Consider the following 16540-nt stretch of genomic DNA (forward strand, 5'->3'; position numbering starts at 1 on the left):
AAAGGATTTCTGCTAGGATGACGGCAGAAATCCTTTTTATTAGCTGAGGCTAAATCACAATACTTTTTCACATACTGATAGTAGCTATCACTGGATAATGATCAGAAGGATAGCTATTATTTATTTTATTTCGGTGAATTTCTACACCATGGATAGGAACATTGTTGTAGGTGAAAATATAATCTATTGGTTCCCCCACGCTACCCCCTTCAAAATCATGGAATGTTTTACCTAAGGGAAATTGGGTGCTATCCAAAAAATCATACGTGTTTGTATAAAAGCTCGATTCCTTAAGCAGGCGGATTGCAGGGTTACTAGGTTTTGCATTCATATCCCCCATAAGAACCATAGGCATGTGTAATTGATTATCGCTTATTTGCATTTTTTTCTTAATAAGTGCCATACCTCTTTCTCTAGCTATCTGACTTATATGATCTAAGTGGGTATTGTAGAGGAAAAATTGTTTTTCGGGCTCATCTTTCCAACAAAAATGTACCCATGTGCAGATTCTTGGATAATCCGCCCCCCAGTCTGTGCTACCCTTTGCTTCTGGAGTTTCTGATAACCAAAAGGTACCATGGTCCATTGCTTCAAGCTTTTGTTTATCGTAAAAAACCGCACAATGTTCATCTTTATCTTGACCTAACCTTCCTTCTCCCACCCATGTAAATTCATCTAGTTTTTCTGCCAGTTCTTTTATCATGGAAGGAAGTCCTTCTTGTGTACCTATTATTAATGCTTCTGATTCCATTATTATTTTAGCAACATTTTCACACCTGTATTTCCAGGCGTTTTTATTGTCTTGGGCAATATCTACTCGAAGATTAAAAGTCATTACTTTAAAATTCATAAAATACCTCTTCTCATCAGAAACGACTTGCCGATTTAGAAATACTTATCCGACAATAGCATAATACTTAATTGGAGTTATATTTTATTTATTCCACTACAATCCAATCTCTTTTAAAAACGGTCTTTATAGCACTGTATGTCCAGTAACGCTTGGATAGACAAGGTCCCATGCCAATTTTCAGGATAAAGTTCCTATAACAGTTCGTCAAATGGTGCCTGTGTATAATGAGTTCGCTTGTCAAGACACAAAAATAAATTATTTAAGATAAGGCCCCTTCTAAAATGTATAAATGTGTACCACCCACAACCCTAGTTTTTGTAGATGGTACTGTTCTTGTAACGAATGGGTAAGATTCAGCCTTTTAGGGACCCTATCCACACAACCAGTGTAATACTTCATCCATACGTTTAATCATAAATAACCCCCTACGAACAAAGTAGGTGGTCACTTATGTAATCACTCATTTTTTGATATCTCCCGATCAACATATAGTAAAACATTGTTAAATTAATATTTTGATTTTCCAATAGATTCCAGGTATTGCATCGCCAGATCTTCTCGTCCTACTTTAAGGAGATTATCGTACCAGCCTCTTTCTTTAATATACTTAAAAGGTCCGGTCTCTACTACCAATGGCAACGGATCTGGCTGCGCAAAAGGCTGCCCGGCTTGTTCATGTAGCCATGTCATTAAAAGGTGATCCATCTTTTCCACTACTGCTTCTTTTTCCGATGCTAAATTATTGGTCATGAAAGGATCGGTTTTCATATGATACAACTCTATCGGTTCAAGGGGAACAACACCAGGGTGATAGGTGCGGATCATCAGCCAGTCGTCTGTTCTTACAGAGCGGCTCACACTGTACAGACCATGATCCCATACGAGAAATTCCCTTGGAGTATAATCTACTCCACGAATAACGTTTGCAAAAGATCGTCCGTCCCATTTTTGTGGCACAGGAATATCTAAAAGATCACAAATTGTTGCAATTAAATCAACGTTGTATACGAGATTTTGATTTTCTGTGTCATGGACTTGGCTTCCAGGCCATTTTATTATCATCGGAATGTTGTGTACAGCTTCATCAGCACACACGTGATCTCCATAAACAGCATGTTCACCCATACTCTCTCCATGGTCAGCGCTAATGACAATAGCAGTTTCCTCCATCACGCCTAGATCTTCCAATGTGTTGAATAATTTACCCAACTGGTCATCCATAAACCGAATGGAGCCGTCATAAGCGTCTACAAACCTTTTAAAGTCATCTGTATTTTGTATTCGGTCTGGTAAGTAAGAGAATGGACTCTTGTTACTGCCTGGGAATAGCATTCTCGCACCAAACGGCGCATAGCTATCCTGCTGTTTTTGTATTGCTTCCTCATCGGGCCAAGAGGGAGGAGGGTCATTTTTAAACGTTTTCAGATATTCTTTTGGCATAGTATACTGTCGATGAGGGTCCCAAAGTTGCATGTGAAGGAAATAGTCATCCTCTGTACCATGATCATTTAGCCAAGGAATGACTGCATCCATCACCTCATCAGCATTTTCGTTCCCTTTTTTCAACGTATGGGTGTGCACTTCGTTCCATCCTGCCATAAACCAAAAAGCATCATGACGGTCAGCAAATGAAGAAAAAGTAGCTAATTTATATCCGTGATTTCTTAACAAACGGATAAACATTGGGCTTTCTTGATCGTTGGTATTGCGAAAATCACTTCCTGGCCCCCAGTGCGTTACAACACCTGAATGGATGCCAAATAGCCCGCTCGCAAAAGAGGCCCTGGAAGGTACGCAGGGAGAACTAGCACAATAAGCTCGTGAAAATTGAATCCCCTGTTTTGCAATTTTGTCCATGTTTGGGGTGGTGTTACGATGATAACCGTAAGTACCAAAATGTTTAGGTCTCATTGAATCGATATCAATATAGATAATACGCAAAATATTTCCCTCCCTCATTCATGTTTATATGACTCACTTAAACTTACTCCGGTATTGTTTGACGATCTGGTGCCGAATAAGCGATAATCATTCGACAGGGTTCCCAACTCGTAACAATCGCATGATGCGGTATGTTGCGTGGAATGCGTAACATCATGCCTGGTTCTAAATGATGCGTTTCATTACCTAAGGTGTGATCACATTCACCAGAAAGTACGAAAATGAGTTCCTCGCAGTTTGGATGAATATGCCTTGAGTTGGATTCACCGGCATGGATGTAAACCATGCCAAATGTCATTTCTGACTCTGGATCAATGTCCTGTCCACAGAGCCATTGAATTCTTCCCCAATTCATATCCAATAAATGCTTTTCTTTTTTTACATCCGTAATCGTTGCCATCCACTATCACCTTTCTTATGTCTAGTTGTCATTCTATATTAATCATTAATTGCAGCTATCTTCCCGGAAGGAGTATACCGGTATGCTTCAAAAAGTTTAATAATCTCCAACGATTCTTCTAAGGTTCCCTTCTTTGGAGGTTGATTAGAAAGAATATGTTCGCAGAAATGGAGAACTTCAGGTACATAACCCAGATAAAAAATATTCTTGTTGTACAGTTGGCCAAGCGAAAACTCTGGTTCCCAATGTAAGGGTGCAACCTCATCTTCCACCAGGAAAGAAGAACTTCTCCCATAGGTCGGCATTTTTGCTTTTCGATAGTACGTAAGCTTAACACCATTCTCCACGACAACGTTTGCGCCTTCTCCTACCACTTCCAAACGTTCAAGTGGGCTGCTCCCCGATATACCAGCAGTCATATGCATTGTACCAACAGCGCCTGACTGAAAACGCATCATCGTAACACTTCCACCGTTAATTGGTTCCCATTCATAAGACAGGTGATCGAGTTTCCCCATGAGATAATGAATGATGGATCCAGGATGGGAAATGTGGTCCAACAAACCTGTCATCTTGGTTAGATCATTACGATCTTGAAAAGCAGGCATATCCTGTGGATATCGAACGTATAACGAGGAGGGATGCCCAAAGTCCGGAGAACTTATAATTTGCTTTACTTTCTCTATAGCGGGAAAGAATGTTTTTTTTAATCCAGTCATAACATATCGGTTTTTCTCTTTACTTTTATCCATTAATTGTTGAACTTCTTCTACACTGGCAGCTGTAGGTTTTTCCATCCACACATGGATCCCTGCATTTAAAGCATCCAAAGCCAAGTCAGTAGCCTGAACCCGTCCATCAGGATAATAGGATGCTACGATAAACACAGCATCAGGACATTCATGCTCCAACATTTCATGATGGTTTGTGTAATAGTTATTTGCCCCGAATTGTCGGGCACAAGCTATAGCTTTATCTTCATCCTTATCACAAACAGCAAGTAAATCTATTGGTGCATATTGAAATGTAGGGTATATATTACGAAAAGAATGCCCACCTGCACCTATAAAACAAACCTTTAGTTTTCGTTTGTATTCAAAGTTATACTTTAGTAGTGAATCCACCATGTGGCCTCCTTTCTGGAATCATAAAGGTTCATTAGATATCTGAACGCTTCATTTCCTGGTTTGACTGATTTTCCAGAAGGTCACTGCCACGTTGTTTCCGATCTGGTAATGGTGGAAATGGCTGAGTAGGAAGTTCTTGAAACCAAAAAGCAGTACTACAGTAATCATCACTACGTTCAACTAAGCTCATTTCTTTTGTATCCTTAATACCAGCAGCCCGGTAATTGACGAATTCCTCTCCAAAGTGTTTTTTTGCTGGTTCTGTCAAACCAAAGCCGATTTGTTGGACGGATACTTTTATGCCTTCTTGGAAATAAATAGGATCCTTGACATGAAACCGATAAATCGAATACAATCCGTTATCTTCATCCACCAAAGGGGCGCCTTGATATGGGGTGACGATTTCTTCTAACCCCCACGCAGATCCCATATAATCTTCTGTTCCTGTTCCGCAAATTGTCGGGAATTGTGAATCGCCATCAATAAAAAATTTGACTTCTCCCTCTCCCCACCAGCCTTCGGAAAACAAAGAGCGGACCCCTAAAACTGTACCGAGATAAACTCCTTTTCCTTTTACGCCATCGAGTATTACAAAGTCTTCATGCAGTGGACAAGGATTAGATCTTCTGAATTGGGCATGAAAGTACCCCATATCTTCAGTAACTTGATCCCCTAGTGTGAAATCGATTTGGTAAAAAAATAATGGCACTTCACTACCCGAATCATTTTCTACTGTTATTCGTGCCCTGGATTTGAAAGGCATTGGAATCCAACAATTAAATCCTTTTCCGTCCTGCATGCTCACATACTCAGTCACAAGATTGCGTTGTCTTCCGTGAGCAATACCAAAAAAGTCCCCAAGTGGCACTTCAACACTTGGATGATCTTGACCGTCCCAATACATTCGAATAATTATATTTCTCATATGTTGTATATTCCCAGGCTGAATAGTAAACCAGATATGACGTACCATTCCAGGACCATTTGTATCGAGTAAGACATGTGTCTCTCCCTGTTTAAAAGACTCGATACACGGGGATCCTTTCCGTCCGTTGTTAGCTTGGCCACCCGCGCCAACTTTAGCCTGTTTATTTTCAGCAGTTGCTGCTCGACTTTTTAAGTTTTTTAATTCATAAATCAAAAATATCCTCTCCTTATATATTAAATTGCAGATAAACTATCACTTTATTTTCTGTTATTTGCTCACACTCAGTGTTAAAGAGTTACTTCGTTCATGTTTGAAAGTAGCTGTTGACTGTCTAATTATTAATTCCGTTTGTAGATTAGTATGTTGAGCTACCGATTCTCCGTGAAGACTGTAAAAAAGAAACCTGGCGCAAAGAGCCCCTATTTCATACTTTGGCTGTCTGGTAGTTGTCAATGCAGGTCTTATGAGCTCTGCGAGGTCAATGCCGTCAAAACCAATGATCGACATTTCATCAGGGACACGAATATTTTTTTCTTCAAAAGCTTTAAGGCCTCCGACAGCCATTTCATCGTTTCCATAGAAGATCGCAGTAGGCCAATCTTGTTGGGCAAGCAAGATTTTCGTCAATCGATAGCCGCTTGTACGATTGAATTGTCCGGTAAACTGCCATTTAGGTTGGTAGGGTACTCCATGCATTTCAAGGGCTTTGCGAAACCCGGTAATACGGTCTTGATTATCACGTGTATCCGAGGGCCCCCCGACAAAGGCAATATCACGATGTCCTTGTTCTATTAGATATTTTGTAGCATTGAATCCACCCTGTATATTGTCAACAGATATATTGATGAGGTGATCGCTCTCTATATTTCGATTAAGTACAACAATAGGAAAATTCTCCTGCGCTGCATCTATCAATACTTCATCGGGAATTAAATGCGACATGACAATCGCCCCATCTACGCGTTGCTCTTTTAGAAATTTGATGCCAGTTGATTCTTTGTTATTTGGACTTCCTACGAAGGAGTTACAAGCAATCAAATCGTAACCATGTTCATTTGTTGTATCCTGAACCCCTTGAATAATTTCGGAGTAATAAGGTCCGGACATATCACTTAAAATGAGCGCTATAATGTATGTGGATTGCTTTTTTAAATCTGATGCAAATCCATTCTTTTTGTAATTTAAGTATTTGGCGGCCTCAATTACTTTACTACGCGTGGCTTTGCTGATTTTAGAGTTGCCATTAAGAGCATAAGACACTGTAGAAACAGCAACACCCGCGTGCTTCGCCACATCTTTTATTGTCGCCATATCTTCTCACCCTTTTATTGAAACGTTCCAACAAAAATAAATTTGTTTCAGACGTTTTTTATAGTCAAACTATTATGGCCGGAAAAACCATTTTAGCTTGAATCCTAACTGATTATTTCCACCCTAATCATAAACTTAATTATATGAATAAGCAAGTTTGAATTTATTTATGGTGATGTTTCTGTGGAAATAAGTGAAATAGTTCACTGATTAAGGTTATCTTCTGGTCCGGATATACATGAATACTCTTTGAACTTTTACCAATTATAATAATGGCAGTGAGTTACCTGGCATCTAAAAGTATCCTTTAATAAAGTGACTACTCATGGTATATAAAGCTATAAATCAAGGTATATAAGAGGGAAATTAATGTACGCAGAAGCGACTTGCCAGATCATAGTTTTTTTTATTTAAATTTAAAATAGGGTTGACAACGCTTTCAACCTAAGCTATTATTTAGTCATTGAAACGTTTCATTTTATTGTAGGTTGACGGCAGTAAAATCACAAACCTCAAAAACTGAGACTGGTTTGGAAACATTGGCAGGGGGGGATTGGTTCAACAAACATTCAGTGAGGGAAGAAACGAAACTTCCATGATGATGAAGTTTCACTTTATGGTGATGGATCGCAACTCTATTTTTTAAAAAAGGGGAGAGTATACATGTTTAATAAAAAATTCCGATTGGCAGGAATGGCGGTGTTCATCGTTGTTTCTCTTGTTCTTAGTGCTTGCTCGTCCAGTGATTCTTCGGGATCTGCCGATGGTTCTTCGGGATCTGGCTCTGATGAACCTTTACAAGTATGGGGAATGGGAGCTGAAGGCGAACGATTAGCAGATTTTGCAGCTGACTTTACAAACGAAACTGATATTCAAGTCGAAGTGCAGTCCATTCCGTGGGATCAGGCGAAAAACAAATTGTTAACAGCTGTTGCTTCCGGCGAAGGACCGGATGTCATACAGCAGCCATCTACCTGGATACCGGAATTTGCTGAATCAGAAACATACCTTGACTTAACAGATTATTTCGGGGACGAGAAGTATCCAAATTTAAAAGAAGCTAATTTTAATGAACAAGCAATGGAATCTGTAAAAATTGACAGTAAAACACAAGCTATGCCATGGTTTGTAGCGATAAGCGTTTTGTATTATCGTACGGATTTATTGGAAGACGTGGGGTACCCTGACGGCCCGGAAACACAGGAGGACTTTCTCGATGCTGCCAGGAAATTAGCTGATCGTGGAGAAGGGCAATTTGGAATGGGCATTGCACAGGCAGATTTTAATGGTATGTTTGATTTTGCCTACCGTCAAGGCTGGACCTATGACGAAGAAAAAGGCGCAGAAAGCTTTAATGATCCAGGATTCAAAAAAATGATGGAATTGTATCAGACAATGTTCCATGAGGGATTAACTCCAACACAGGACCAAGGCAAGGAGCCGATGCTGGCGTTAGCGGATGGGACGCAACCCATGTTTAACTCAGGACCATTTATGGTTGATCTACTTAACGAACAAGTACCTGAATTAGAAGGTGACTGGGATGTGAAAACGGTGCCAGAAGCTGAGAATGGGAATGTGACTTTTGGTGGTACGCAATTGGCTGTCTTCCATAACACAGACAAAGAAGACAAGGCACTTCAATTTCTTAATTTCATGGCTGATCCCGAAACGCAAGTGAAGTGGTTTGAAGAATCTAACTCACTTCCTGCTGTAAGTAGTGCTTGGGAAGATCCAGCTCTAGCTGAAAATGAGAAACTTGAAACATTCAGGGAACAAATGGAAAAAACACAACTGCCACCATTGATTCCTGAATACGAACGCTTAGGTGGAGAATTAGCAAATACAATGGAGAAAGTTATTCGAGACACACAAGATGTTGATATGGCACTTGAAGAATTTATTCAAACAGCAGAAGGAATCTTAGCAGAGTAAAGCATATCACACTTGTTAAATTAGGTGAGGTTAAACACAACGTGGTGATTTGACCTCTCCTGATTTTTTAAGATGTAAAGAGGTGGACCATAATGAACAAGAAAAAATTGAACCTAATCCCTTATATTTTTATCGGTCCTGCAGTATTATTGTTGTTTGTATTTACCTTTATGCCAATTCTCCTTGCACTTGTCATTAGCTTTACAAACCTTAACCTGACAGGGCTGGCAGATTTTTCTACAATCGACTTTATTGGATTTGATAATTTTGTAAGACTCTTTCAAGATGATGTTTTTATACAATCGATCGGCAATACTCTTTTTTATGTAATCATCGGTGTGCCACTTGCAGTAGGAAGTTCCCTTATTATTGCTCTGTTATTAAACTTTGTGAGTAATTGGCTTTCTACCTTTTTTCGCGTAATCTTTTATATGCCGTCTGTTACAAATATAGTAGCGATTGCGGTAATTTGGGGTTTCTTGTATAACCAGAATTATGGGTTGTTTAATTATCTGCTTTCGGTTATTAATGTTGGAAGTGTTCCCTGGCTTGAGGATCCAATGATTGCGAAATTGTCACTTATTCTGATGGCCGTATGGAAGAGTAACGGGATAAGCATGCTGATTTTCTTAGCAGCATTGCGGTCTATTCCAACTATATATTATGAAGCTGCCGATATTGATGGGGCAAACAGATGGCAAAAGTTTACGAAAATCACACTCCCTTCTATGAGCTTTGCAACGTTCTTTGTTGTGGTTACCACGTTAATTGGCTGGTTCCAATTTTTCGAAGAACCGTTCGTCATGACAGATGGTGGGCCGTTAAATGGAACGAATTCGATTGCCTTGTTTATCTATCAGGAAGGCTTTCAATATAACGAGTTTGGTTATGGTGCTGCAGCGTCATTTGTGCTATTTGTGATCATTATTATCGCAACACTTATTCAGTTCAAATTTAGAAATAAGGATCAAACTTTATGAGGTGTAGGCTATGAAATTAAAAAACAACTTCGAAAGAACAGTAGTCGTGCTTTTACTGGTTATTGGAGGTCTGCTTGTTTCAATCCCGTTCATTTGGATGATTTTAAGTTCATTTAAAAGAGAAATTGAAGTCATTTCAATTCCTCCTACTTTTTTTCCGGTGGAGCCAATTTTCAGCCACTATATCAGATTATTTACAGAGCTTGATTTTGGTGTGTATCTGGTCAACACCTTAATTATTGTCTTCTTCTCCATGTTCGGGTTGTTGCTGAATACAATGGCGGGCTACGGGTTTGGTAAATTCCATTTTCGCGGGAAAGAAGTATGGTTTTCTATTGTACTTGTTACCATGATGATTCCCGGTCAAGTGACGATGATTCCTACCTACCTAATCATAAATGGAATGGGTTTGACAAACACCATGCCTGGAATAATTTTACCAGGGCTTATTGCAGCGTTTAATATCTTCCTAATCCGGCAGTTCATGGTCACGATTCCGGATGACTTGATTGAAGCAGCAAGACTTGATGGTGCTGGAGAAATGCGGATTTTTTTCCGGTTAATTTTACCATTGGCCAAACCTATTGTGGCTGTGCAGGCAATTTTGACATTTATCGCGGGTTGGAACAGCTTCATATGGCCATTAATTATTGCAAATGATCAATCGCTTTACACCTTATCGGTAGGACTATCCTTATTAAAAGATGAGAACGCAACTAGTTATGCATTACAAATGGCGGGTTCGTCCATTATGGTTATTCCAATTCTAATTATTTTTGTAATATTCCAGAAGTATATCATTGAAGGCTTTAACGTTTCAGGAATTAAATAGATGAAACATGCGATATATACGTAAATGCAACACCTGTTACCTGAACTGATTTACCTAAATTAGTACTGGTTAAATCAAACGCTCTTGGAGGTAGAAGAATTGACTGATACGAAACTGACTTCTTTATTGAAACAAATGACATTAGATGAAAAAGTAAATCAATTAATTCAGTTAGCTGCGTTCTTTTATGAAGGGACAACAAGTGAAGGGAAAATTACTGGCCCGATGGAGGAAATGGGGATAACAAACGAAATTATACACAACAGTGGTTCCGTCCTAGGAGCATCAGGGGCTAAAGAAGTAATTGCTATTCAAGATAACCATTTAAAAAATAACCGGCTGGGAATTCCTTTACTAATCATGGCAGATATTGTTCACGGTTATAAAACGATTTTTCCTGTTCCACTAGCTATTGGGTGCTCATGGGATAGCGATCTTGCCGAAAAAAGTGCTGAAATAGCTGCATTAGAATCAGCTGTTTCTGGAATTCATGTCACCTTCGCCCCTATGGTTGACCTTGTTCGGGATCCTCGCTGGGGTCGGGTAATGGAAACCACTTCCGAAGACCCTTTTTTAAATAGTGTGTTTGCAAGAGCATTCGTAAGAGGTTTTCAAGGGACAGATCTAAAGAGCGATAAGAACCGTGTAGCAGCGTGTGTAAAGCACTTTGCTGCATATGGAGCTCCTGAAGGCGGGCGTGACTACAATACTGTTAATATGTCAGAACGACAGTTACGAGAGTCTTATTTACCAGCATATAAAGCAGCTCTTGATGAAGGTTGCGAAATGGTTATGACTGCCTTTAATACAGTAGATGGAATTCCTGCCAGCGGTAATAAAGAATTGATGCGGGATTTGCTCCGTGAAGAATGGGGCTTTGACGGAGTCACTATCTCTGACTGGGGCGCAGTTAAAGAGATGGTTCCCCATGGCGTTGCTGCAAACGAAGGGGAAGCAGCTTTTAAAGCAATCGAAGCTGGTGTCGACATTGAAATGATGACTGCCAGTTACGTAAAAAACTTAAAAAGTTATGTTCATAATGGAACAGTTAACGAAGAATTAATCGATGAGTCTGTATTAAGGATTTTGAAGTTAAAGGATAAATTAGGATTGTTTGAAAATCCCTATCGTGGTGCAGATAAAAAACTTGAAGAAGAAATTGTGTTAAGTAAAGCCCATAGGAAAACAGCGTATGAATTAGCCACAAAATCGTGTGTTTTAGTAAAAAATGATGGCGTTCTTCCCCTGCAAAAAAGCCAAAAAGTTGCACTAATAGGTCCCTTTGCACATAACGGGGACATCTTGGGACCATGGTCTTGGGGTGGATCAAAAGAGGACGCGGTCAGAATGGACGAAGGGTTTGGAAAAAAGGTAAATTCCTCGGCTCTTTTTGTTGCTCAAGGCAGTGATATAGAAACTGGAACAGAGGAACAATTGGAAGAAGCCCTGGCAGCCGCAAAAAAGGCAGAAGTTATCGTTTTAGCACTGGGAGAACGGTCAGATATGAGTGGTGAAGCAGGATCCAGGGCGGATATTCGATTGCCGGAGATACAATTGAACTTAATAGCTAAAATGAAGAAACTAAACAAACCGATGATTGCAGTGTTATTTAATGGTCGTCCTCTTGACTTACATGGTGTAATTGATGAAGCAGATGCAGTAATGGAAGCATGGTACCCCGGAACAGAAGGCGGGAAAGCCGTAGCTGATTTACTATACGGAGATGTTAACCCATCAGGCCGATTAACGATGTCATTTCCATACTCGGTGGGTCAGGTTCCAGTTTATTATAATCATTTTAGTACAGGGCGGCCAAAAGGCGCTCCTGATGCACAAGTCCGTTATGTTTCACAGTATTTAGATATTCCAAATAAACCGCTTCTTCCGTTCGGATTTGGTCTTAGCTATACGACCTTTATGTACAGTGAGGAAAAACTCTCTTCACAAACCATGAGGACAGATGAGCCAATTACCGTTTCTGTAAAAGTAACGAATACAGGAATGGTCACTGGAGAAGAAGTAGTACAATTATATGTGCGTGATTTGGTAGGGGAAGTTGTCAGACCAATAAAAGAATTAAAAGCGTTTCAGAAAATCAAGTTAAAACCAGGTGAAGAAAAGATAGTCACCTTTACCTTATGTGAGGAACAACTCCGTTACTACCATAAGGATTTAGATTTCACAAGCGACGCAGGGTTCTTCACTGTTTTTGTTGGTCCTAACAGTGAAGAAGTAGCAGAATTAACGTTTAAGTTGATTTGATAACTAATTTCAAAAATGTATTTGATAGCTGTGGAACCCTAACAGCGCCGCTCAGGTTATTTTTGAACAAAGGAGATTAAATATGAATAATAATTTTTTGGGCCTCGGCAATTTAACTAGACTTATTGATGCAGAGTCACGTTCTATAAGCGCAGAAAACGTTACTGGAGAAAAAGGAAAAGGCGGTATGGCAACAAAGGGAACGGGCGAACATCAGGCGAGAAATCTGGGACAAGGTTGGAAGGTTTCTCCCTCCATATTTATACAACCAAATAGTACGGTGAAGTTAGCTGATATCGACGGCTCGGGAGTAATTAATCATATTTGGATGACATGTTTTCCAGACCACTGGCGTCATTTAGTGATTCGAGCATATTGGGATAATGAATCGGAGCCCTCCATCGAAGTGCCATTTGGTGACTTCTTTTGTAACGGCTGGGGGGAAAGATGCAATGTCAATTCGTTACCAGTGGCAGTTAATCCAGCAGGTGGAATGAATTGTTATTGGGAAATGCCGTTTCGAAAACAGGCTACCTTTACGATTGAGAACCTTAGTGATAAAGAAGTTACCTTATATTATCAAATTGATTATGCATTAATGGATATTCCGAGTGATAGTGCTTATTTACACGCTCAATGGAGGAGGAGTAATCCTGTAAAGTACATGGAGAACCATACCTTGTTAGACGGAGTATCTGGACGCGGTCATTATGTTGGTACCTATCTTGCTTGGGGAGTGAACAATAATGGTTGGTGGGGAGAAGGCGAATTTAAGTTTTATTTAGATGGAGATAAGGATTTTCCCACTATCTGCGGAACAGGAACCGAGGACTATTTTGGGGGGGCATGGAATTTTGAACAACCTCAAGGAGAATATGGAGCTTACTCTACACCGTTTCTCGGACTCCCTCAGATAATTAAACCTGATGGACTGTATAAGAGCCAGCAAAGATTTGGAATGTATCGCTGGCATATTATCGATCCAATTCGTTTTCAAAAGGACTTAAGAGTTACTGTGCAAGCTTTAGGCTGGAGAGAGGAAGGTAAGACTTACCTGCCTCTTCAGGATGATATTTCATCGGTTTCCTATTGGTACCAGACGGAGCCTCATCAATCATTTCCTGAGTTTCCGAAAAAAGATGAACTAGACGTAATTTAATGACAAGCAATTGTGAGTTGAAAAATAATATTTGTCGAAGGATGATGATAGAGTTGAACACATTAAACTTTATGCGAAATGTGATAGAACTTGAGGCGGAAGCTATCAAAGATTTAACTGGACAAATAGAAGGTTCTTTTGAAAAAGTGGTGGAACTTTTAACCAATTGCAATGGGAAGGTAATTGTAACAGGTGTAGGAAAGTCAGGACATGTTGGGAAAAAAATAGCAGCCTCTCTCGCTAGCACTGGAACCCCTTCTTTTTTTGTTCATTCCACTGAGGGGGTCCACGGTGATTTGGGTATGATAACAAAGGAAGATATCGTATTATTAATATCAAATAGTGGTGAAACCGGAGAAGTGTTGGCGCTTCTCCCTTCCCTCCAAAAAATAGGAGTGAAAAAAGTAGCAATCACCTCCAGTTCTGTTTCTACGTTAGCTGAGAACAGCGATGCAGTCTTGGCATACCGTTATAAACGGGAAGCAGATCATTTGGGAGTTGCTCCAACAGTAAGTTCTACAATTGTCTTGGTCATCGGCGATTTACTAGCTACTTCTATCTCACATTCAAAAGAGTTTACAAAACAAGATTTTCATTTATATCACCCAGGCGGAAGTTTGGGAAAACAGTTATTAAATGATGATGGGGGACACCAATGAGTATAGTAGTACTTGGGAGTTTTATGATGGATTTGACCGTCCGTACCTCTCGGGTTCCACAGAATGGTGAAACTATTATAGGAGATAGCTTTTTTCGGTCACCTGGGGGGAAAGGAGCTAATCAGGCAGTTGCTATGGCTAGATTAGGTGCGGAGGTAACCATGATTGGCAGGGTAGGAAACGACCTGTTTGGTAACGAATTCATTTCACTTTTAGAAGAAGAAAATGTTGATCACCAAAACGTATCAATCGATAATGATCTAGCTACAGGAGTTGGGTCTATTACGTTGGATACAGATGGAAACAATCGAATTGTTGTTGTACCAGGAGCCAATTTAACCTATAAAACAAGTGATCTTGGAAATTGCGCTGATGTAATAAGAAATGCTGATTTACTTGTCGTTCAATTGGAAATGGATATTGAGATGATTGAACAAGCAATCACTCTAGCCTATCAATCTGGTGTGCCTATTATATTGAACCCAGCCCCAGCTCAGAAGTTAAGTGAGGAACTATTACAAAAGATAACCTATCTGACACCTAATGAAACGGAAGCAGAAATATTAACAGGAGTAAAAGTAGCTAGTGTTAAGGATGCCAAAAAAGCTGCTCATGTCCTCCATGCTAGGGGTGTAGAGAATGTTATCCTAACATTAGGAGATAGAGGCACTTTCTTATCCACTTCACAAAATACAGAGCATCTATCCGGATACCAAGTTAAAGCGCTAAATACCGTAGCTGCTGGCGATGCATTCAATGGTGCGTTAGCATTTGAAATTGTAAGAGGAAAATCGATAAAGGAATCAGTACTGTTTGCTAATGCAGTAGGAGCACTTGCCGTAACCAAAGAAGGCGCAATTCCTTCCTTACCCAGATATGAGGAAGTACAGCGTTTTATTGAATCAGGAAAATTTCAATAGATTGTGTTGAAAAAGAAGGTGTCACGTAGACGCCTTCTTTTCTAAGGATATTTTCTAAATGATTGTTGACTTGATAATCTATGCTATGTTTCCGGAAATAAAGTAACCTCGACCGTTGCTTGCTGCCTTAACAAAAAAACAGAGACCCGCCCAGGCCTCTGATTTCCCTGTTCGCACGATTTACAATCTCACCAACGTCCGCCCTCTCACATTCCCTTCCAAAATCTCCTCCAACACCTGAGGAACTTCTTCCAAATCAACTTCCCGAACAATATCCTCATTCAGAAACGTCGGCTTCAAGTCTTCACCGAGCCGCTTCCACACTTTCTCGCGCAGTTCCATTAGGCACTCCACCGAGTCAATGCCAAGCCAGTTAATTCCTCTGCCGATAAAGGGCAGAACAGTGGTGGAGACCTCCACACCGCCGACTAATCCGCTGGTTGCGACCGATCCGTTATTTTTCAGTGTGCTCAAAATATATTGCAAAGTCGCCCCGCCAACAGGGTCCACTGCAGCCGCCCATTTTTTCTTGCGGGTCGGCGTGCTGTCCGTATCTGTGACGTCATCCCGGTCAACAACTTCTTTGGCGCCCAGCCTTCTTAAGTATTCCGCTTCGTCAAGCGATCCGGTGCTTGCGGTCACGTCATGGCCTTTTTTCGCCAGCATATCAACGGCAAGGCTGCCGACTCCGCCTGTGGCACCTGCGACTAAGACCGATCCGTTCCCCGGTTCCAAACCGTTATCCTCCAGCCGCTGAATCGATAATCCTGCTGTCAGTCCGGCTGTGCCAAGGGTCATGGCTTCTTTGAGGGAGAGACCATCTGGCAGCGGCACGACCCATTCTGCCGGGACACGGGCCCTTTCACTGAACCCGCCGAAATGACCGGTGCCCAGCGCATAGCTGGTGACGATGACCTCCTCTCCGGAGGTAAACCGCTCATCTGCAGAATCCACCACGGTTCCCGCCAGATCAATGCCGGGAACATGCGGGTAGGATTTTACCATCTGATTCTGCACGCCAACCATCGCATCTTTGTAATTGATGCTGGAATAGGCAACCTGAATCGTCACTCCACCCTCCGGTAAATCATCTGTCGTTAGATTTCTGACCTCCAAGCGACTCTCTTCATTTTGTTTATCCAATACGAGTGCGCGAAATTCTTCCATTCTCTCATCCCTTTCTCAGGTAAGTATTCTCCAGTCTAATACCGTTCCCTCTTTTCAGAAAAAGAA

Annotated in this window: 14 protein-coding genes; 7 read left to right on the forward strand and 7 right to left on the reverse strand. The window is 40.7% G+C overall.

Annotated features, from left to right (window positions below; genetic code table 11):
• Nucleotides 1-67: 67 nt before the first annotated feature.
• The 6 genes from CEG13_RS01565 to CEG13_RS01590 form a co-directional block, all read right to left on the reverse strand.
• Nucleotides 68-850, reverse strand: a complete 783-nt coding sequence (locus tag CEG13_RS01565) for an endonuclease/exonuclease/phosphatase family protein (protein WP_100010005.1) — start codon at nt 848-850, stop codon at nt 68-70.
• Between the two features lie 510 nt (nt 851-1360).
• Nucleotides 1361-2794, reverse strand: a complete 1434-nt coding sequence (locus CEG13_RS01570) for a sulfatase family protein (protein WP_158234623.1) — start codon at nt 2792-2794, stop codon at nt 1361-1363.
• Nucleotides 2795-2837: 43 nt separating this feature from the next.
• Nucleotides 2838-3194: a cupin domain-containing protein gene (locus tag CEG13_RS01575; protein ID WP_100010007.1), complete on the reverse strand. Its 357-nt coding sequence runs from the start codon at nt 3192-3194 to the stop codon at nt 2838-2840.
• 38 nt (nt 3195-3232) lie between these two features.
• Nucleotides 3233-4321 (reverse strand): Gfo/Idh/MocA family protein, encoded by a 1089-nt coding sequence (locus tag CEG13_RS01580; protein ID WP_100010008.1) that lies wholly within the window; start codon nt 4319-4321, stop codon nt 3233-3235.
• A 31-nt stretch (nt 4322-4352) separates the two neighbouring features.
• Complete coding sequence (locus tag CEG13_RS01585; protein WP_100010009.1) at nt 4353-5462, reverse strand: glycoside hydrolase family 172 protein; 1110 nt, start codon at nt 5460-5462, stop codon at nt 4353-4355.
• 54 nt (nt 5463-5516) lie between these two features.
• Complete coding sequence (locus tag CEG13_RS01590) at nt 5517-6560, reverse strand: LacI family DNA-binding transcriptional regulator (protein WP_100010010.1); 1044 nt, start codon at nt 6558-6560, stop codon at nt 5517-5519.
• A 663-nt stretch (nt 6561-7223) separates the two neighbouring features.
• On the opposite strand from CEG13_RS01590, the gene CEG13_RS01595 reads away from it, so the two are divergent.
• The 7 genes from CEG13_RS01595 (at nt 7224) to rbsK (ending at nt 15307) form a co-directional block, all read left to right on the forward strand.
• Nucleotides 7224-8495: an extracellular solute-binding protein gene (locus CEG13_RS01595; RefSeq protein ID WP_100010011.1), complete on the forward strand. Its 1272-nt coding sequence runs from the start codon at nt 7224-7226 to the stop codon at nt 8493-8495.
• Nucleotides 8496-8587: 92 nt separating this feature from the next.
• Nucleotides 8588-9475, forward strand: a complete 888-nt coding sequence (locus CEG13_RS01600; protein WP_100010012.1) for a carbohydrate ABC transporter permease — start codon at nt 8588-8590, stop codon at nt 9473-9475.
• Between the two features lie 10 nt (nt 9476-9485).
• Nucleotides 9486-10307, forward strand: a complete 822-nt coding sequence (locus CEG13_RS01605; RefSeq protein WP_100010013.1) for a carbohydrate ABC transporter permease — start codon at nt 9486-9488, stop codon at nt 10305-10307.
• A 99-nt stretch (nt 10308-10406) separates the two neighbouring features.
• Nucleotides 10407-12569: a beta-glucosidase BglX gene (bglX, locus tag CEG13_RS01610; RefSeq protein WP_100010014.1), complete on the forward strand. Its 2163-nt coding sequence runs from the start codon at nt 10407-10409 to the stop codon at nt 12567-12569.
• An 82-nt stretch (nt 12570-12651) separates the two neighbouring features.
• Nucleotides 12652-13728: a glycoside hydrolase family 172 protein gene (locus CEG13_RS01615; protein ID WP_100010015.1), complete on the forward strand. Its 1077-nt coding sequence runs from the start codon at nt 12652-12654 to the stop codon at nt 13726-13728.
• A gap of 53 nt (nt 13729-13781) precedes the next feature.
• Nucleotides 13782-14387, forward strand: coding sequence for a KpsF/GutQ family sugar-phosphate isomerase (locus tag CEG13_RS01620; protein WP_239984534.1), 606 nt, complete (start codon nt 13782-13784; stop codon nt 14385-14387).
• On the forward strand, nt 14384-15307 hold the full coding sequence (gene rbsK / locus CEG13_RS01625; RefSeq protein WP_100010017.1) for a ribokinase: 924 nt from the start codon (nt 14384-14386) through the stop codon (nt 15305-15307). The genes CEG13_RS01620 and rbsK overlap by 4 nt, the downstream gene beginning before the upstream one ends.
• Nucleotides 15308-15487: 180 nt before the next feature.
• Here rbsK and CEG13_RS01630 read toward each other — a convergent pair whose 3' ends face one another.
• On the reverse strand, nt 15488-16474 hold the full coding sequence (locus CEG13_RS01630) for an acrylyl-CoA reductase family protein (protein ID WP_100010018.1): 987 nt from the start codon (nt 16472-16474) through the stop codon (nt 15488-15490).
• Nucleotides 16475-16540: the final 66 nt, after the last annotated feature.

The sequence above is a fragment of the Lentibacillus sediminis genome, from assembly GCF_002763455.1.
GTDB classification, from domain to species: domain Bacteria; phylum Bacillota; class Bacilli; order Bacillales; family Amphibacillaceae; genus Lentibacillus_D; species Lentibacillus_D sediminis_A.